This window comes from Limnobacter alexandrii, from assembly GCF_005871185.1.
Lineage (GTDB): Bacteria > Pseudomonadota > Gammaproteobacteria > Burkholderiales > Burkholderiaceae_B > Limnobacter > Limnobacter alexandrii.
In genome coordinates, this window is the sequence record NZ_SWKN01000011.1 from 21,142 (window position 1) to 40,385 (window position 19,244).

A 19,244-nucleotide genomic window follows, 5' to 3' on the forward strand; every position below is an offset into this window, starting at 1 on the left:
CTTATTGGCGACCGAAGGTTTCATTTTTCAAAGTCACTTCAGTTTTCCCCAACTTCAGGAGAATTGAAGGGGCGATTTTCTGGACGACAACGTAATCTCCATCAATTGTGTAGTTCACAAGTTCAACTGAACCATCAGTATTTCGTGCAAAAACGGCAGGAAGGTCTTGCAGCATTTTGGGCATCTTGATCCAGGTAAAACGTCCGTCGTCGAATGTTTGTATTGGAGCAAATGGGGCTCGACCCTTCACTGTGTATTCAAAGTTCAAATTGTCGAGTGCAACAGTTCGATTGGTGCCTGGTGGTGTGGGATCCGATGCAAGGTAGGCGGATTGCTGGTTAGCTGTTGCTCGAACAGGTGCTATCGGTTGCGATAAATCTACAAGATCATAGTCTTCAGACTTGAGGGAGTTGGGGTACTCCCAAGTCACTCTTTGGTACCACTTATCGGTTTCGGAACCCCCCTTCAAGATGAGCTGGTAGGTTCTTTTCGTGGTGACAATCGTCGCTGATGTTTGAATGTTTGGGAACTTGGGGCGAATGAACAAATTGCCAAACTTTGACTGGTCAGCCACCCAAGAAACCGTGTCACCAATAACAAGATGAACGAACTTTTCATCTGGGCCCAATTGAATATTGGTCAGGTAGCTTGGGCGAGTTAATACCTGATAGGTATTGTTTTCATCAAATGCGAATACCACCAGACGTGTATCAGTCGGAAGGGGCGTTGGGGTAGCTTGTGCATAGACGAAGGAACAAGCAAGAGATGCTAACAGTGCGATGATGTGCTTCATTGCAAGAGTTCTTCCTGAATTTCAAAATGGGTGACATAAAAGCCAAGCGGGTTTTCCAAAAGTATTCTTGGATCGGTGCTGGGCGCGGTGCCGTAATGAATGGTGAGTAGGCGGTTTACCCGTGTGGTTTTACCAGTTGTTGGTCTGTCGGTTGTTTGGACACGCACGAACGCAACGCCACTTTGCCCGGGAGTTACAGTGTTGAACTCCACAGATCTCGTAAAACCAGGATCCTCGGTGATGAGCTCAAAAGGCCTGTCTTTTTTGAGCCAATCTCGGAATTCTTCTTGTGCTTTACCCCGTGTGAACTCGTAGGCGGCCGCACGCTCAGCCCTGACAAGATAGGGGTCAATACGGAGTAATTTGGTAGTCCATTCTTTGAGGAAATAGGAGATTTCGGCTGCACCAGGTTTGAAATTATCAAGCCTGCGTGTAGAAGCATTTGATGATACTGCCTGCCCTGTCTGCGCAACCTCGATGACCCATGGGTCGATGGTTTTAAGGGGCAGCAAAAGAGAGAACAGTACCAGCAGACCAATGACGATGATTGAGAGCACACCGATGATTGCGAAGTATCGGTTTTTATCGACTATTGGATCTGCAAAGACCTCGAAGAATTCGTATTTTGCTTTGTTGAAAGCGGTGATGGGTGCATTACCAAGCTCATTGACAATCTTTTCTGCTGGCACTCTTGGCGCAGAAAGCTTCTGCTCTGGCCTCTGATTTGAGTTAGCCAAAGAGTGAAAGTTACTGGCAGATTTCTTTTTGTTGCGAAACATATCAAGGGGCCTTTGATTGACACCTTGATTTAACCATTGATCAGAAAATTGGGTGTGCGCTGAAAGCCCGTAAAAAAGGGGCTTTCAGGACATCGGATTATTCTGTGTAGACAGAATTGATACCTTGGTCGAGGTTTTCCTTGGCCAGGATTATTTCACCGGTGTTGGTTTGCATGGCGATAATCGCATCATTCAAAGCCGACTGAAGTGCTTGAGCGATGTTGGGTATTGGCTGCCCTTGGCTTGTGGAAACAAACCAATCAAACAACGTCGTATCAGCCAAAACCACATTCTTTTCTGAAAGCCACGACTTGATAAATGAGGCGATGCTCTCTGAATCTGGCAGTTCAAAGGCGACCTTTTCGGTAAAGCGCCCTCCCCTTAGACATGCGGGATCCAGATTTTCTGGGAAATTGGTAGCGGCAATCCACACAATATCTGCTGATTTACCACCAGCGCCGTCCATGATTTGAAGGAGTTCATTGGTGAGCACTTTCATGTTTGAGTAGCTCCTGTTACCCAACAAATCGTCTGCTTCATCGATGAATACCAAACAGGGACGCAAAGACTTTGCCCGCTCATAGGTTTTACGCAACAACTTAGGGTTCGATGTCAATTCAGACGTTGAGATCTGCACCAGTGGCATTTTCGCTTGGAGTGCAAAAGCTTTGGCAGCTGTTGTTTTACCAGTTCCAGATGGCCCAGTAAACAATATGCCTGTTGGCATAGTACCGCCCAATGATTCAATACGTTCGTAATCGACAAGGCGCAGCGCAAGGGATTCAAGGGATCGCTTGGTACTTTGCTGCATGTAGAGCTGATCCAAGGTAAGAGTGCCCTCGGGCATGGTCAGTGAGCTGCCCTGAAGGTTGCGCAATGCCGACTTTAAAAAGCTCAGATTTATGACTTCTGTCTTCTGAGATAAAGCCATTTTGACGCTCTCTTTGCCGATTGCAGCCAGGCGGGAAGCAGAGTACCCCTCCCAACGCTTCGCACAGGATTGTAAAGAAGCCTCTTCGAGTTTGGATGTTGAAGGCAAACCTTTCAGCGAGTGGCGAAGTATGGCCAAGCGGGCTTCCATATCCGGTGGAGGCACTTCGATTTTGAAGTCGAAACGCCCTTCCCGGACGGCTGCTGGGTCGAGCTGATCAATGTAGTTGGTCGCCGCGATGACGATTACCTTTGATTCGCGCAGCTTGACAACATTGGTCAGAAAAGTATTAGTTACCTTGGCTGCCTCTGGATCGCCGGAACTTTGAGTGCGGTCTTTGATGACCGAATCGATCTCGTCAATAAAAAGCAAGCAAGGTTGCTGAGTAGCTGCGTCAGCGAATACCTTGTTGAGGGTTTCAGAGGTTTGGTTGACCCACTTACTGGCCAAGTCGGCGATGGAGACTGAGATTATCGGTATTGAAAGTTCGCCAGCGAGTGCAAGCGCGAACTCTGTTTTTCCATTGCCTGGCTCACCATGGAGCAAAATACCATTTCTGCGATCAGATGACTTGGAATCAAGGACAGACTTTGAAACCTCTACGAGTCGAACTTTCAAATCCGACATACCAGCCAAATGTGAGAAATTCTTTGTGCTACGAACTGCATTGAACTGAATGGCATCAGGAGTGGATGTTTCGCCGTTGTCGCCGTAGGCTGCTTTTGAGCGAGAACGAAGCTGTGTCACAAACTGACTGACTTGGAAAATGGCAGCGCCGGTGAATAGTATCGAGCCAGCGTTGATCAGGATATTTTGCTGAAGAGAAGAGGTCCAAAGGATGTATAGACCGAGGAAATTACAAGCGATGATGAACGTCGCTATACCTGCTGTGGCTTGGGTTGCACCAAGAACTACGAGCGCCCAAAGGAAAAACCCAAATCCCATGGAAAGACCGTGTGAAAAATGGGCACCGAGATACAGGAGCGCAGGGATCAAAAGGAATATCGAAAAGGTGACAAACCTTTCATAGTCTCTATCGTTGGAATTTGCGTGTGATTTATTCATTGTTACCAGCCATAGATAACAATTGACCCAACGGTCAGTAACAAAGCCCCGGTTATGAGCAGGCCGAGGAAAATTTTTTGATTCAGCAAAATGTTCACGATGCGCTCCTTTTGAATATATCTTCGCACATATTCAGAAGTTGGCAAGGACCCTAGAAAAAGCGGTTTGCGATTTTCACAAACAAGGTAATCCCAAGGGCACCCGATGCGAGCACGAGAAGTATCTTTTGTTCTCTGATGAGTTGTCGAATGACAAGGTAAGTGAATTCCTCGAATTTCAAAGAACGATCTGAATAAAGTTTAACTGGTGGATTTAGACCTTGATGGCGGGCCGCCTCTCGCAGGTCAAGATACTCGTCCACATCTTTAACTAGCTGGTCTGTAATCATTGTTCGGCCTATTTGTTAAAACCTGCAGCAGTGGAGATACCTTTTGACAAGGAGGATGCTGAGCTACCTGCTGAGCGTGCAACCGAGGCGCCAGATTTTGCCGCACTGACAGCTCCTGATCCCATTGAACGAGCAACAGAGCCAGCTTGTCTAGCTGATTGCAATGCAGCCGCAGGCGCATTACCACCGCCGCCGCTAAATGTAGTCCGGAATGGATTTAGACCGAACGACAATTTGCTACCAGCGCCAAACAATTGTGGGGCGAGCATTGGGACAAGAAAATAAAGGAATGCCAGTAAAGATTGAAGGGCAACCAGGATACCAAGTTGAGGAGTCAGTACGCTTAAATCGTCTGAGTTAGCATTAATGGTAACAGCTGTAATCGTCTCGGCAATCTCAGTGGAAAGAAGGGAGATAAATGCAATCAAGATTTTAAATCCACAGGCAGAGATTATGAACCTCAACCACCCATCGAACAGCCAAGACAGGAATGGAACAGCGAGTGAAAATACAAAAATGGGAGCCAATGCGATGGACACCATGAACATGAACTCAGCCATGATGAATGTAAACAAAATGAGTATCGTTGCAAAAATACCTGCAACGAAAGTAAGACCAAGCGCCATAACAAGCACTAGGACAGTAATGAAATCAGTGAAAATGCTGCTCTCTGTCCACAAATCAGAGGAATAAATCACTTCGACTGGGCGGAAAGCAGCTTGGATTAGATTCAGGAGAAAATTACCGGGACTCGATGTTGAAACTGAAGGGTTGACTAGCGAAGCGACTTGCTCGAAAAAATTCCGAATGGCCATTGAGACTTCTGGCGACATCATGAATTTAGCCAAGTGGTACGCAATGATCAAAACAAAAAGCTGAACGAAAAGCTCATTGATCGAATCTGATTTAAGCAAATAAATCGAAAATGAGTATCCAATCAGAATTGCAACGAGATACTTAAGTAGCCTTTCAGCGATCGAAGTTAAAGATGCATTCACTGACTGTCCAGTGTCCAACATTGTGTTGACAATGGAATTTGCCAAATTAACTACTGTTGAGGCGAACTGGTTTCCCGATGATTGTGCAAAAGCATTATCTACGAAGAACAAAAGCCCTGCCAAAATCATGACGCTGGGCAAGTACTTGTGAACTCGGATAGATTTCATCGGGATCCTAGTTGGTTGGGTATGAATAAAAATCAGATGCTCGTTCTTTCACGCCTTCGTGGCGATCAATGTTCTTTAAGCGACGAAGGCGCTCTGCTTCACGTTTCAAATCGTCGTCAGTTTGCTGTTTCTGCTGCTGAAGTGATGATGTTGCGAGCTGTCCTTTCACTGTCACCATGGTGGCCACAAGTTGGTTCATCTGAGAATTCATTAAGCCCATTGACTCGTGAGTGCCAACCGTACTTGCAATTTTCGATTGCATTGCCTGGACGGCGGAATAATCATTTTGCAAACCTTGAATGACGGACATGTCTTGCTCCGCAATTGCAAGTCGCTCCACATTACGGGCTTGAAGATGCTGGCCTTCTCGTTGCGCGTATTGATTAAAATCCATATTCAAAAGACGGGCCTCGTCGAATCGGAGATTCAGACGATTACGGACGTTTCCAATTGAACCGTTCAAGTTCACCAAGGTGCTTTGATACGACTTGTACAAGTTCAAAGCGGACCTTGCCTGCTCAAGCTGCGGGGCAATACCGGCAAAGTCGAGAGGCAGACGTTGCAAGAGCTCATTTTCCCACTGATTAAGTTGCAGCAGATAGGCATTAGCTCGCTGTCCTTCCGCGATTGCAGCTTTAGCTGCGCTTTCTACGTGCTTCACGTAGGAGGTTGGGTCATGAACGATATTACCGAACCCACCACCTCCTCCGCCCGCCTGAGCTTGAGTTGTTGAGAGGAAGAGCGCGAAAGCAATCGATGCAAAAAAAGATGACTTATGCATTTTCCATCTCCTTAAAGTAATCATGAATCCAGTCTGGGTTATCTTTTTGATACGTTTTCTTGAATGCACTCTGAGCTATTGAGTCTGAACGGAGTGCAGAAAGAATTTCATTTGGAAAGGACACAGTGACCATCCGACTTTTATCGGCGGTCGTGAAGTAATAGTCGCGCTTTTCTTCAGCAGTTCGAATTCGATTGATTTGGCTGTCATTTAATCCAAATTTGCTTCTGTACATGTCGGCATGGGCAAGTGCATTTGGATTGGGCAAATAAATTCTGGTTGGCACGTTGTCGATGATGGTGCTGAAAATCTTACTTCGGCTGAGTTCATCAAGACTCTGCGTGGTGAGCACCAGAAATGCCTCTTTCTTTGCGAATGTTCTCAGCCAATCATCAAGCCTTGATGCAAAGCGGGGATTGTCCAGCATGAACCAACACTCTTCAACATAGATAAAGGTGGGCCGACCGTCGAGATTCTGAGTAATGCGATGAAACACATATTCAAGGAATGCAGTGGCTAGAATTGGATCATTGAGAAGTTTTCCAATCTCAATTGCGGTGAGCGATGAAGTTAGATCGAATGTATCTTCGTTATTATCGAAGTATCGTGCGTACCGACCATCGCCAATCCATTGATCGAGTCGGGTGCGCATTTCTTCGGTTGCCAGAAGGCTTCTAACGTTTTGAAGCCTCCATTGTGAGGAATCGAAAGTTGAAAGCGTGCGAACGGCATGAACAATCTCCGAAGACTGGGCTCGGGTCAACTGCTCGCCTTTTGACTCTAGAAGAAGCTCTACAAAAGCAATCAACCAACTTTGGTTTGCCTCTTTGTCAATACCACGACAGGGATTAAGTAACACAGGGGTATCGGCCCCCACTGAGGCGTCGATGTATGAACCGCCGTGCAGATGCACCGTCACCCTTGTTGAAAAATCCTTGTCAAATACAATAGCGTTGGAGTTGGGGTACTTGAAAAACTGACTGAGCAGAAACATCATTAAGACGGTTTTACCCTTTCGAGAGGGACCAACTACAAAAGCGTGGGCAAGATCTGTTGCATGAAAGTTGAAATAAAAAGGGGTGTCAAAGTCCGTTGGAAACAATGCATGCATTGGCTGCGGTGTCGCATTAAGTTCCGAAATACGTTTGTTGAACTGAGGGCCGGTTGAAATCGTGCGAATGGCCAAAAGGTCTGCGAAATTTCCTGCTGACATGAACCACCAGCGCAGCTGGGATGCCCATTGCCCGGCCAATGTCGCAGCGAAACAGGTGACAATCTTGGTCTGGTCTTCTTCAATTGTGATGTAGCCTGCACGACCGAGCATTTTGGTGACTTGTGACACGTTTTTTGTGAGATCGGCCTTTGAATCAGCGTAGACCATCACAGTGTACGAAAGGTAGCCAAAAGACCTGTCTAAGCCAGTCAATTCCTCAAGGGCGCTCGCAGCATCTTCGGCTTTCATCAACTTACCGCGATTCACATTGCTGGATTCTTCATTGGTAACAGCCTCTTTGAGATAGCCAAGAATTTTTTTTGATGATTGAAGAAAGTGCTTGTAGACGGAGTCAATGTGCTTTTCGGCAGCCGCGTTATTCACGAAGAGGAACGAGTTAACCAGAGTGATTTCCACTGGCGCCGACAGAAGACCATCCATGATCCCTGGTTCTGAGGCACCAGGCCAACCCTTTACTGTCAAAATTTTCACGAACCTTGAGGTGCCGTTATCAAAACGGAGGTCTGATCCATCGCGTATCAGGTGATTCGAAGGAAGATAGGTGTTCAGATAAGCAGGGATTGATGGAAAGGAAACCTTCTGCCCTTCATTGACAGGGTTAAGCCGGTCAAACAGAAACTGAAGAAGATCTTCATTGTGAAGACGCATGGGTTTAAGAAAGCCCAGGGCATCCTCGAACGCATTTGCTCTGGTTAGAAACTCTCGGATTGAAGGCTGAAGCAGGCTGTCTTGAAATAAAGCGTTATTGTCTTTAAAGAGAGAGATTTTCAATGACTCTTTAATGGCATTGAGGGGGGAATAACCTTGCGATGTGAGCTTGGAGATAATGTCAAAAAAACTAAAAGACCCGGTTGCTTGTTTCATCAGGATACAAATGACGTGTCGATTGGTCATTTGGTCGCCTGTTGTCATTTTCTTGCGCCAGTGCGAGTCAATAAGAGCAGAGGTGGAATTGGAAAAGGATGATTCGGGGTAAAAGTACGATTTGCGGCGATCGACGTAGGACCAAACCATGAACCTTTCGTCGAATTCCTTGAATGATCTCTCCAAGCGGTTCACGGAATCATCAATGTCAATGCGCATCTTGCCTTCTGCATCTACGCCTTGATACTCGAAAACCATCATAAGTGTTCCGTCTGTGTTCAGAACAATGTCTGGAGCCACAAGAACCATCCATGGGATAAGCTCAGCGTAAGACCGAGTGTGATCCGAATGAGTTTTGAAAAGAGTTCTCAAGTTAAACATTAAAGTAACAGCCCCCTGCCATAGCCAAAAGGTCTTTCATTGATTTTTTGATTTGCCATTGGCCACGGTTGATAGACGTCGGCCTGCTTGTTGTAGAGCAAGTAGGCCTTGACGTACTTGTCGTCGATTTTCGTGATGTACGCAAATATCAAGTGAAAGAGAATCCCAACAGCGATGTATGCGACGATTTGAAGACCCATGACCATCACCATGGTTAGAGTGCCGTTCATAATCGCGAGCGATCGTTCCACGCCTGCAAACAGGCGTGGTTCAAGCAATGATGGGTGAATGGGGGTTACCCTTGGTTCGTATTCCATTAGCAGCCAAATGAGCCTGATGCTGGATCGATGAAACCGAGCCACTGATTTGCGAGCAGAGCAACGGAAAGACCGAACAAGAGCTGCAGAAGCAACTTGAAGATACCGCCAGATTCTCCGAAAGCGAGAGTCAGACCTGTAACGATAATTGCAACGATCGCAACTGCACGAGCAACGGTGCCATTCATGGAGTTCATGACGCGGCAAAGTGGCCCCTCCCAAGGCATCGCCTGCGCGAAGGCAAAATCAGCCGCGGTGAGCAAAATCAGAAATCCTGCAAAAAGGATCAAATTGTTGACCTGCTTGGGAGTCAGGGAAAAAGATTTAATTGATTGCAACATGGTGTTCATGGTCGTTCCTTTTGAATTGATAGCTGAACAAGTAATTTCGGGCTTCCATGTCATAGCCATGGAGTTCGAGGATTTCTGAAAGCTGGCGTTTGCCGTTTGCGCGCTCAACGAAAACTACGTAATCAAACACGTCGGCTATTTCTTTACAAATGGAGGCATGGGGCCAGTCGATACCGGATTGAAGAACCAGGTTTTCGAAACGGCTTAGCCCCTTAAGAGCTGAATTGGAGTGAAGTGTTGCGAGAACACCGTCGTGACCGGTGTTGGCCGCATTCAAAAGGTCGTAGGCCTCACCGCCTCGGACCTCACCTAAAAGAATACGATCCGGCCTAAAACGCAGAGAAGCCTTAACCAACATGCGAGGAGTCACGTTTCTCTGAGCGTTTGATTCCAACTGAACATGATTGGGAACAGCTACTTTGAGTTCTTGCGTGTCTTCGATTGTAATTACCCGATCTTCAGGTGGAATTTCCTGAATCATTGCGTTGAGCATGGTGGTCTTTCCAGACGACGTGCCCCCTACAACTAAGACATTCTTACGCTGAAGAACAATCTTTTTTAGGATTTCTGTCTGCTCCGGCCCGAAAGCGCCTTTTGACTCCAAATCGCCGAGACTGAAATTAACAACTGAATGTTTCCTGATGGATATGCAGGTTCCCTTCGTTGATGTGGGTGGCAGGATCGCAGCGACACGGAATCCGCTCATTCGTGCATCCAGGATCCCTGAGTCTGTGCCTGCCAGCGCGTCTTTTTGTTCCATCGACGCGAGAATCAGAACAACGCTGTTCAAACTGTGGGATGAAATCAGAACATCTACTTTTGAAATCTGACCAGATTTCTCAACCCAGACATCATTTGCTGAATTGATCATCACCTCGTTGACATCATCGTCGTCGAGGTAAGGCCTCAAAGGGGCCAATGCCTCTTTAAGCAGATCGATTGAGCCTGTTCTTGATGAAGCCACGGGAAATTGAAATGAGTTCTTGATGCATTATTGTGAAGCGAAGCTGGTTTTGACGTTTTGGTTGAAAGTGCCTAAAAATGGCCGTTTCAACCCCATTGTTTGAAGAATGGGGGGAAACGAGTGGGGGTGGAGTGAAAACAGCGGGCTATTTCAAGGTTGTGTCATCGGGTGGTTGGTCCCAATCTTTGGAAGTTTTCCATAAATGCCAAGATAGAAATCGCTAGGATTAATGTCCAAACAGGCATGAAGTACGGTGTAACTGGGAGTGGGATGAGCAAGTAAATAAGGGGTATCCCAAGCAATGCGATGATCCCGTGAAGCGCCCCGGTGTAAGCAATTGGTGGCGAGAATCCGAAACCTGCATATTTGATTTTTCTGCGAACCATACCTTCCACAATAGCAGCGATAAAGAGTGGGAGCATATAAATGCACCATTGCCACATAATTCCTAATCGAATGAAAAGGCCATAAAAGGCATAAGTGGTGGATAAAAGCCAGTCATTGGTGGATTGTGCGACTCTTGTGAAGCCACCGAAAATTTGTGATGAGGTCTGAAGGTCGTCAGAACTGACCCTGAGACTGTCGTCTGCGAACGACAGAAGCCCAGACTCAATAAAGAACGCACTGTATGCATCTTTGGATGATTGGACAATTGAGGTTGCCGTGTCGTACCCGAACACATCGGACGCACTGGTTACCTCGCTCTCAATTCTTGTGAGCTGATGTGAGGGGCTGATAAAGAGTGGCCCTGCAAATAGCGCCACGCAAAATGCAATTAGCCAAAACTTGATGTGCAGATTCGTATGCATGTTATAGAACCTTTGGGATCCGCCCTTTGTACAGCTTGGATCCGATCAAGGCCATAAAATGTAAGTCTGGAAGCTTGCCAAGCAGAGCTTGAGGGAACACCTCAACCCGCTCTGTGGTTAACTGTTCCATGATGTTGCCAGAGAACTCCATCCCACTGTCTTCGGTTTTTGAGCCACTTGAGATGGTCTTGTTGATCTTCTTGATGGAGGTTTCGCCAAAACTTTCAGCAACAAACTGTTGGGTCACTCGATCTCGTGCCCGGAATGAAATGATGTTGTTCATATTGCCAACGGCCATTCGAGCCTTGTCCACACTAGCAAAGCGAGTGACGTAATCAGAAAACGTCTGAGTTGCAAGATAAGCCCGAAAGCCTGCGCCGCGACCCTTATTCAAAATCTGAACTAGCGGATCTGCGAGAATTTCTGCTGCTTCGTCGATCACGACGGCTACATCAATCGGATCGGAATAGTTGTAAATCTGACCGGCAACGGCTTTGGCATCGGCCAGGTAGATCGCTCCGAGCGCTGAGCCTACGGTACTGTCCGGCAATGAGTCTGTTGAGATGTAAAGCACATATCGACCGGATACGATTTTACCCATGTCAAATCTAGGCCTTGGATCATCAATGTCATCGGTATTGGGTGAAAGAAGGTCATTGAGTGAACCTGCAGAGAGCATTTGAAGCAATGGCAGTACCGACTGAATCATCTTTGCGGTGTGCTCACGGGGGTGCTCGACCACGGAAATGAAACCATCAATCTCAGCAATTTTGATGGTCGAGGGGACGATATTTTTGTAGATATGAACCATCCCAGCAAGCTCTGGGTCCGACTGAATGGGTGAGTCATATTTTGCTTTTGACTTGGAGAGATTCAAGTTGGCCATGTGTGATTGCCAAGCTGTGAAATTCTCAGAGAAGAACTTAAGCAGCACTTGTCGAAGAAGTGAAGTGCCGCCGGATTCGAGACTAGACAAAATGCTTCTGATTTGTGCCGCTTGGCCTATGTAGTCCATCGCGGCTGAATGGTTGTAAATCATGCGCCACGCGAAAGCGACAAAGGGGTCGCCTTGCTCTGATTGAAGAATATCGGTCAGACGAGATGCAATTTCGGTCAAGCGTGTAAAGTTCGCCAGTGGGTCAAGGCGGATTGATTTGTCAGGGAAGGCCGGGTGCATCTTCAGAAACGCCTCTGGCCGACCGGCAAGGGTGCAAGCTCGCTTACAAATTGACTCTAGCTCTTTGTCACCTTTGGGGTCAAAAACAATCACGCATTGTTTGCGCAGGACGAGTTGGGTCAAAAGCGTTTCATAGAAACGTGATTTACCGGTACCGGTCGCGCCGTAGATTTGAGTATTGCCCTCCAGGTGCTTCAAAAGCGCCATCAAGTCTTCTTCTTTTTTCTCAAGACCGTGAATCCACGGCTCGCCCTTGACTTCATCAGGATCAACCTTGTTTCCAAAGGCATGGCGGATGAACTTGGGGGGAATGACAAGGTTCAGATCACGATCAAGCATCTGGTAGGCCCGATGTGTATGTTCCACTGTCCATCGAAAACCTTTGCCAAGCCAAAGGGCGTCTTTGCTGAGTTTTGACTTGGCAAGAAGCTCCGCTGATGTGATTGTCCAGAATTCTTGTCCGGCGAGATTGACCTTGAACTTCGTGATCTCATAGGCTTGGTATGCACGCCACAAGCACATTGGTGCTGCCACAGATAATGTTAATGCCACACTGGCGAGCGGCATATTGGTGGAACTTGCCACTGTGGCGACCCCAGCTGTAGCAAAACCCCAGCCTGCGGCTGCGATTACTTCGTAAGTTGGGCGATAGAGGTTTTCGTAGGCGGGCATGGATCAATCTCATCTAGGCGGCATTAAAACCGAGTCGTTTCGAATTCGACGTTGATACGATGAACACCTTGGTCTTCACACCTTTGGGCGAAGGAACGGTGTGTATCTTGAGGTTTGGCTTTGAAGGTGGAGTGAACAACAGCCCCATGTCGAGCAACGCCTCGGCAACTTCGGCGGGGTTGTTTCCCATGGCCGAAATGCGCTCAACAGCTATGCAAACCCCATCTTCATTTTGGAACAATGTCTCTGTATCGACTGAGGTGTTGAAATCGCGGGCAAGCCATCTAACCAAATTCAGCAGCCTGTGTTTATCGAGAATCGTCTTCAGTGTCGGATCGACACTGACATCAATTGTTGAAGTCAAAGGGAGGTTCGAGCCTGGGTCTTTAGGTTGATTTGAACTACTTGAACCAGGGGGCTGAAAAAGGTCCATTGAACTTGGATTGGTGTTCTGGGATTTTGTCTTGACCTCTGGCGAATGCATCTGTGTGACTGAGTCTGTGTTTTCGGTGATTTCATCCTGTTCCGAGTCAACTTGAGGCTGGTTTGGTGTGTGGGTGGCCTGAGTAACATTGTCTGGTGACTTGGTGTCTGAATCGATGACCGGAGCATGGCTGGTGGTCTTGGCTTGAGGTTTAAGTATTGCAACAGGTAACGGCTCAGCTTGGTCGTGCTCCAGTAGTGACGTGCGATTGGATACTTTGACTACAGGGTATGTTGTTGTTGTATTGGGTATGTGGGCATCAAAATAGCACCCACCGTCTGGTGTTCGCTGAAAGAACTGAGCTTTGACCAAAAGGTCAGCCAACGTATCAGGATGGGCGGGCACTCCAGAAACACCGTTTTTATTCAGGTGTGAAATGAGCGATTTTGCGGCCGAGCGCCAGACAATAAATAGCCCATCAGTTGCGTGCCACACAAATGCTTTTTCCTGATTGATTTTCCATTGGCCAGTGGCAATCAGGGTGCGCATTGCATCAATAAGGTGAGCCTCAAGGTGTGATGCAACGCTTGGCCTTCCGTAACGTGCAGGCTGAGAAGCGCGATCTTTGTCGATTATCTTAGTGCGAATGTCATCAATAATCTGGAAAAGAAGCAACTTGTCGCTGGTATTTGCCACACCTCCAATGGTCCCAAAAAAAGCGGTGGCCAGTCTTGGGTTGTTATTGAATGCGAAGATGAGCGACGACTTGTTAAGAATTCGGTGAGAGCAATACGCCGACATCGTTTTTGACATGATTACCGAACGATGATCAACGTGTGCCGATGAAGGAAAAGTGACGAAATATCTTTCAGATTTGTCGTTTTCAAGCCAGGTGAGCAGATTCTCTGCATGTGGCTGCCACACTGAGCCATTGTCAGACGTAACGACCATGGAACACATTGCCCGGTAGGTTTCAGCGCAAAGGCCAGCTAAAAAAGTCGCGTATCTCCATTGTGGCTCCGACACGCGGCGAACTTGAATCGACTCTTGAGGATGAAAAAACTTACCGTGGGCGCTCTGCCCTGAGAAGAACGCAAGCTCTAGGCACAGGCGAAATAATCCACCGGCACCAGAATGATGATCGGTTTCAGTGGCCGGCAAAAGATGAATAAATCGAGCAAGATTGTGAATTGGTGAGAGGTAGAGCTTGTCGAACTGCTCATCATCGCAAGACGCCAGAAGTCTGATTCTTTGAATCAAATCGTCATTGCTTTGGACTAACGATTCCACCTTAATGTTCAAATACCCAGAATCCTTGGACGGATAAATGGGCTGAGAGCTTGGAATTGGTGCTTTGGGGTGAGAAATACCAGCAGATGAACGAGCATCTGACTGGTTTTGTCCTGACAGTTTGGTGAAAATGGTTTTGAGCATGACCTATGATGGCGCAAGTACGGTGTAGATGTTTGGGCTGAAAGGGGGTATTTTTAGGGGGTTTGGGGCAATCGGTAATTTTTGCGATATTGGTGAAATTTGGTGAATTGCCCTAAGTTTTTTGAATTCTGGATATTCTGAGCGGCTTAATAATATTTATGATAATCGGAGGCCACGATGGAACACGTCGATGAGCTGAACGCAGTATTCTCAGAGAGATTTACCGCAGCGGTCGATGAGTGGATTTCGTTGAAACGAAAAACAGACGGCTCGAAATATTCGAAACTGGATCTAGCAAGTTTGCTTCATACACATTGCGGGTATTCAAAGTCCTGCCTTTACAGGTGGATCGAAGGAAATGGCATGCCCACCCTGCCTAACCTATTGTGCACCGCAAAATTCTTTAATAAGGATTTGTCTTTTTTCATCGATAAAGACTGGTCGATTACGCGAGTTAGAGAATTAATCAATGGAGAGGCACAATTTAAGTTCGACACACGTTTATTAGGGCTTGGTAAGACCGGGGAGCTTCGTTTTTGGGTTCCAAAAGGCGACGTAGCAGAAATGGGTGTGAAGGGTGGTGATCGGGTAATTATCGAAATTGTGAAAAAATTCGTCGGTGACGGATTTTACATCCTTGAGGGTTTTTCTGGTTCAAAAAACGAAGTGAGGCGTATCAGCAAACACAGCAGAGGCAAGGTGGAAGTAGAGTCAGTTGGCTCAAAAAACACAAAATCTGATCGAGAAGTTGTTCTTTTGAAAAACCTGTCCATCTTGGGCATGGTTGTGTACAAGTTACAGACTATTTGAAAAGTGCCGCCCGGTTAATCCGGGACGGCTCTTTTTTACTTCTGTTTTCGCTGATGGTAAAGATCCGCGAAATCGGTTCCTGACCGAGCCATTTTTTCGATGGTCACTTTTAGCCCCTGCGCAATCAATCGATCGGCAAGTTTTCGAGCTGCATCGAGTCCAGGTCTGGATCCGTTTTGTTTCACACCATCGTTATCTGCAAAGATGATGATGTTTTTTACCCTATCGTAATCGGGCGGAAGAATAAAAGACTCCATTCCCCAAGTACTCAAGGTTGCCCAAGTTGGATATTTCCGAAAAAGAAAGGCAGCAAGTGCTGTTTCAATTCCTTCAGCTATCCCAAGGGTATCAACGGGTTCGAACAATCGGCACGCGCCTCCAACAACATCGATGGATTGCATGAGCTTTTTGTTCTTACCGTCAGTCACCGGAGCCGGATAACCATCGCGGGTCAAATAGGTTCGGTTGATGTTGCACACCCTTCCATCTGGCCCTTGGATTACGGCGACCTTAGCCGGAAAAGTACCTACCTTGACTGTTACGCCTTGGTCGTTCTTTTCGTAGAAATCCAAACCACGGTGGTACCGAAGTACCTTGGGAATGTTGGGAAGTCCGGGCACTCGTTTTGCAAGGTATAAACCAACGGGATCAGAAGGCGTAATGGCCTTTGATTGGTCCCAAGTCAGCTTATACTTCGCGCGACGAGTTTGAACATCCGATTCGCTCAGAACCTTTTCTTGGACAACTGTCCGTTTTGGAGGGATTGGGCTATCGGCGGTTGTAACTCCAAGTTGCTGGCGAACGAATTCGCAAGCTTGTTTAAAATCACAGTTCAGCAAGGACATGAGCATTTGAAATCCGTCACGGCGTGGGCCGCAGTCCTTCAAATTGTTGCAGTAATAGAGGAAACCCCTCTTACTGCCCTCCCCCATCCACCGGAAGCGATCGGAGCCGCCACAGATAGGACAGCTGGTGTGCTTTCCACTCAAGGTGAGAGTGCTCGCCCCAGCAGCTTGCATTAAAAATAGCCAATTCCCCTCAACGAGGTTCTTGGCATCGATCAGATTTTTTTGCTCGTGTTGCATGATTTCCCCGTGTGTGTTGAAGATGAACCTGGCATTACGCCAGGTTCGGTGGACTTGACTACAAGTTAAGGATCACCTCCTGTACAAGCAGGCCAATGAGGCAGGCTGCGCAGGCGAATCCAACTAAGACATCTCCTCTGTTTCCAGAGAATTTGTGGAGGAAGTGTTTAAATCGCTTTTCATTGTTTCTCATGATTTTGATCTCACTTTGAAATGACGATTAGCGAGAGGCGACGCGAACAACGCGATCACCCTGACTCCCACGAATAATGCGAACCGTGTCACCTAAAGCCAAGTCTGATTGCTCTTGAACTATGACGACTCCCCGGTTGTCTCCAAGATCGATGACGATCTCGTGTGCCAGGTAGGTACGCGCGGAAGCTGTATCGGCGATTGTTTTGCCGAGTAAGCCACCAATTGCCCCTAAAGCAGCGGAAGCTGCAAAGCGGGAGCTTGAGTTTGAACGAGATCCAATTGCGGCACCCAAAACACCACCGACTGTTGCCCCAATTGCTTGAGACTCGCGTGATGGTGCAGTTTGGATTTCAACTGTACGCAGTTCAATTACTGTTCCGACTTCGAAACCTTGGCGCTTGAAACCATCTGAGTAAACAGATGGGTTGTAGCTGTTTGGCTGTGAAGAGGGGTTGGCTGGAAATGGGTTAAATGCCCAAATATCAGTGCTGTTCAACAAAAGGATGGCAACAAAGATTGATGAAAAAACGTTCATGAAAATCTCCTGAGAGAAAAGGGCCGATTTGGGTCGGCTTTGATGAAAACTGAAACAACAAATTGCTTCAGCAGTTTCACAGCCATTCGACAAGCGATGGACAGTGATTTTTGAAGACCGAAGTCTTCGAAAAATATGTGGTTTGAGATGACAGATCACCGCAGCTGGGCGATGAGTCATTTCGAATCAAATAGGAGGAGAAAAGAAGGCGACCACACCCCCGAAGGGATGCGGCCACTTGATATCGCTCGAACTCAGGCCACGCGAAGCAGTCTGTCTTGAAGCAACTGGAACAGGTTGACTGAGAGTTCATCAATACTTTGGATAATTGTGCTGTCTGGAAACAGCCAAGAAACATCGTATTGAATCCCGATCCCAAGAACCTCTACACCAACTTGTGGCGCAGCCTTAATAACCGCCAGGGCAGACGCGTTTTCATCAGGCCCACCATCCGTGGCCACCACCAGAATTTTTCTGGAGGTAGGTCGGGAATAAAGCGCCTCATAAGCCTGCATCATTGCCTCTGACATTGGCGTAGAACCGTAGGGACGCATCGTGAAACGCGCACTTTGGTTTCTTTCTTGAAATGCCTTCAAAACCCCTACCCCCTCGGAATCACCGTTGTGGCAAGGGAAAGCACCGATTGTTACCTCAACACCCTTTTGACCTTCCAAAGCAAGCGAGATAGAAACGCAGCTCTGTACAGCAAGGTCAAACGTGTTGTCCATGGAACTGGACGCATCTAACAACACATAAATACTCGTGTCGCATTGAAAACCTTGGGTTTTGCGCTGGAAGATTTTGGTCTTGCCAATCGCTACTCCTGCTAGCTTTCTAGATGCAATGACTCGCCCGCTGTCTCGATAAGTTTTCTTACTTTTTGTGGAAGTTCGAAGTAACTCGCTGAGACGGTGAGAAAGTGCATTGGTTGCTGTTGAGGCACTATCAATAATGGCTGGGTTTTGTGAACCATTGCCGTACCTGAATGAATCAAATGGTTGAACCGAACCCGAATGCTCATTGGAGATTTTATCCACGGCATCGAAAACCTTTTCAGTTCTTTCATTTGAATCAATCTCATCTTCCTTGGGATTCAAAAGCTGTTTGAGCATTTCCATAGCGGCTTGTTGATCAAGGTCGCTTTGGTCATCCTCGTGCGAGCATTGTTGACCAGGTTGATTTTGAGCATCAGACTCTTGTGAAGAATCATCGTCGCCCGATTGATCTCCCTCCATTGACGGTGAGTCGGTAGACTCTTCGCCGTTGTCGGAACCGGAATCGTCTGAATCAGAACCTTCAGACTCCCCTTCTTCACCACTTTCACTTTCTTCAGTATCGCCTTGCGCATTTGTGTTGGCTTGGTTCTGCTGTTGAGATGATTGTTGGCTTTGTTGAGGATCGTTGGATTTCTGCTCTAGCAAGTCTTTGACCATGCGAAGTGTTTCTTCGGCAAGATCCATACAGTCTTGTGTTGAGTTCAGAAACGGAATCCGGCTGATAAAACTATCCAGACGGAGTTGAATTTTCTCTCCGACCATACTTCTCATTGCTGAGTAAGTATCATCTTCAAGATCAAATGCTGCTGGGTATTTAAGCACCCGACAGCAACCCATAATTACGACATACAAACCGAGGTTCCGTGTGAAGGGATTGCTCGTAGAAAGCATGCCAAGGTGACCCAACTGCCTCAATGCTGCGATGAAGTTATTCATGCGGGTATGAAGCACGCCGCAATTTTTAGCGGCTGTGAATTCAATGCGCACATCTTCGTAGGCATTGGTAAGCGAGTGGATCAAACTGGGGTGAAATTCCGAATTCGGATCGCTTTTGGCAGATGGATCGGTATAAAGAAAGTGCCCCTCTACTTCGTGGTACGCACCTCCCAGAACTAGATCCATTGCAATTTTGTCGTCTGGTGGCAATGGTGGAAGATGAACCTCTTTTGTCTGAAGATTAATCCTGAAGCCGTTTGACCGAACAACTGTAAGACCGTGATCACGGGCCAAACCTTTTACGATGTGGCGCATGAGCGCGGGTGGGTCGATTTTCCGCATGATAGAACTCCTGAGAAATACCCCCCGAAGGGGGTT

General features: G+C 47.2%; 16 protein-coding genes. 1 reads left to right on the forward strand and 15 read right to left on the reverse strand.

Going from position 1 to position 19,244, the window contains the following annotated elements; genetic code table 11:
- Nucleotide 1: 1 nt before the first annotated feature.
- The 12 genes from FCS97_RS14545 to mobH all read right to left on the reverse strand — a co-directional run bounded on the left by FCS97_RS14545 (nucleotide 2) and on the right by mobH (nucleotide 14,529).
- Nucleotides 2-793, reverse strand: coding sequence for a TrbG/VirB9 family P-type conjugative transfer protein (locus tag FCS97_RS14545; protein ID WP_138519165.1), 792 nt, complete (start codon nucleotides 791-793; stop codon nucleotides 2-4).
- Nucleotides 790-1,572 (reverse strand): VirB8 family type IV secretion system protein, encoded by a 783-nt coding sequence (locus FCS97_RS14550; RefSeq protein ID WP_138519166.1) that lies wholly within the window; start codon nucleotides 1,570-1,572, stop codon nucleotides 790-792. Before FCS97_RS14550 ends, FCS97_RS14545 begins: the two co-directional genes overlap by 4 nt.
- A 97-nt stretch (nucleotides 1,573-1,669) precedes the next feature.
- Complete coding sequence (locus FCS97_RS14555) at nucleotides 1,670-3,568, reverse strand: AAA family ATPase (RefSeq protein ID WP_138519167.1); 1,899 nt, start codon at nucleotides 3,566-3,568, stop codon at nucleotides 1,670-1,672.
- 396 nt (nucleotides 3,569-3,964) lie between these two features.
- Complete coding sequence (locus tag FCS97_RS14560) at nucleotides 3,965-5,095, reverse strand: type IV secretion system protein (RefSeq protein WP_171035330.1); 1,131 nt, start codon at nucleotides 5,093-5,095, stop codon at nucleotides 3,965-3,967.
- A 34-nt stretch (nucleotides 5,096-5,129) separates the two neighbouring features.
- Nucleotides 5,130-5,903, reverse strand: coding sequence for a hypothetical protein (locus FCS97_RS14565; protein ID WP_138519169.1), 774 nt, complete (start codon nucleotides 5,901-5,903; stop codon nucleotides 5,130-5,132).
- On the reverse strand, nucleotides 5,896-8,301 hold the full coding sequence (locus FCS97_RS14570; protein ID WP_171035331.1) for a VirB4 family type IV secretion system protein: 2,406 nt from the start codon (nucleotides 8,299-8,301) through the stop codon (nucleotides 5,896-5,898). The genes FCS97_RS14565 and FCS97_RS14570 overlap by 8 nt, the downstream gene beginning before the upstream one ends.
- An 80-nt stretch (nucleotides 8,302-8,381) precedes the next feature.
- Entirely contained in the window at nucleotides 8,382-8,699 is a 318-nt protein-coding gene (locus FCS97_RS14575) for a VirB3 family type IV secretion system protein (RefSeq protein ID WP_138519171.1), read from the reverse strand.
- The gene (locus FCS97_RS14580; RefSeq protein WP_246066392.1) at nucleotides 8,699-9,049 is read right to left on the reverse strand and encodes a TrbC/VirB2 family type IV secretion system protein; all 351 of its coding nucleotides are present in this window, start codon (nucleotides 9,047-9,049) and stop codon (nucleotides 8,699-8,701) included. Before FCS97_RS14580 ends, FCS97_RS14575 begins: the two co-directional genes overlap by 1 nt.
- The gene (locus FCS97_RS14585) at nucleotides 9,024-10,013 is read right to left on the reverse strand and encodes a TadA family conjugal transfer-associated ATPase (RefSeq protein ID WP_246066393.1); all 990 of its coding nucleotides are present in this window, start codon (nucleotides 10,011-10,013) and stop codon (nucleotides 9,024-9,026) included. The genes FCS97_RS14580 and FCS97_RS14585 overlap by 26 nt, the downstream gene beginning before the upstream one ends.
- A gap of 161 nt (nucleotides 10,014-10,174) precedes the next feature.
- Nucleotides 10,175-10,822, reverse strand: a complete 648-nt coding sequence (locus FCS97_RS14590) for an IncC plasmid conjugative DNA transfer DtrJ family protein (protein WP_138519172.1) — start codon at nucleotides 10,820-10,822, stop codon at nucleotides 10,175-10,177.
- Nucleotide 10,823: 1 nt separating this feature from the next.
- Nucleotides 10,824-12,671, reverse strand: coding sequence for a conjugative transfer system coupling protein TraD (gene traD / locus FCS97_RS14595; RefSeq protein WP_138519173.1), 1,848 nt, complete (start codon nucleotides 12,669-12,671; stop codon nucleotides 10,824-10,826).
- A gap of 13 nt (nucleotides 12,672-12,684) precedes the next feature.
- Entirely contained in the window at nucleotides 12,685-14,529 is a 1,845-nt protein-coding gene (mobH, locus tag FCS97_RS14600; protein WP_138519174.1) for a MobH family relaxase, read from the reverse strand.
- Nucleotides 14,530-14,706: 177 nt separating this feature from the next.
- Between mobH and FCS97_RS14605 the strand changes: the two genes are divergently transcribed.
- Nucleotides 14,707-15,339, forward strand: coding sequence for a hypothetical protein (locus FCS97_RS14605; RefSeq protein ID WP_138519175.1), 633 nt, complete (start codon nucleotides 14,707-14,709; stop codon nucleotides 15,337-15,339).
- Between the two features lie 35 nt (nucleotides 15,340-15,374).
- On the opposite strand, the gene FCS97_RS14610 is transcribed toward FCS97_RS14605, so the two are convergent.
- The 3 genes from FCS97_RS14610 to FCS97_RS14620 all read right to left on the reverse strand — a co-directional run bounded on the left by FCS97_RS14610 (nucleotide 15,375) and on the right by FCS97_RS14620 (nucleotide 19,208).
- Nucleotides 15,375-16,424 (reverse strand): toprim domain-containing protein, encoded by a 1,050-nt coding sequence (locus FCS97_RS14610; RefSeq protein ID WP_138519176.1) that lies wholly within the window; start codon nucleotides 16,422-16,424, stop codon nucleotides 15,375-15,377.
- A gap of 220 nt (nucleotides 16,425-16,644) precedes the next feature.
- Nucleotides 16,645-17,154, reverse strand: coding sequence for a hypothetical protein (locus FCS97_RS14615; protein ID WP_138519177.1), 510 nt, complete (start codon nucleotides 17,152-17,154; stop codon nucleotides 16,645-16,647).
- A 254-nt stretch (nucleotides 17,155-17,408) separates the two neighbouring features.
- Nucleotides 17,409-19,208 carry a VWA domain-containing protein gene (locus tag FCS97_RS14620; protein WP_171035332.1) on the reverse strand — a complete coding sequence of 600 codons (1,800 nt, stop codon included), beginning with the start codon at nucleotides 19,206-19,208 and terminating at the stop codon, nucleotides 17,409-17,411.
- Nucleotides 19,209-19,244: the final 36 nt, after the last annotated feature.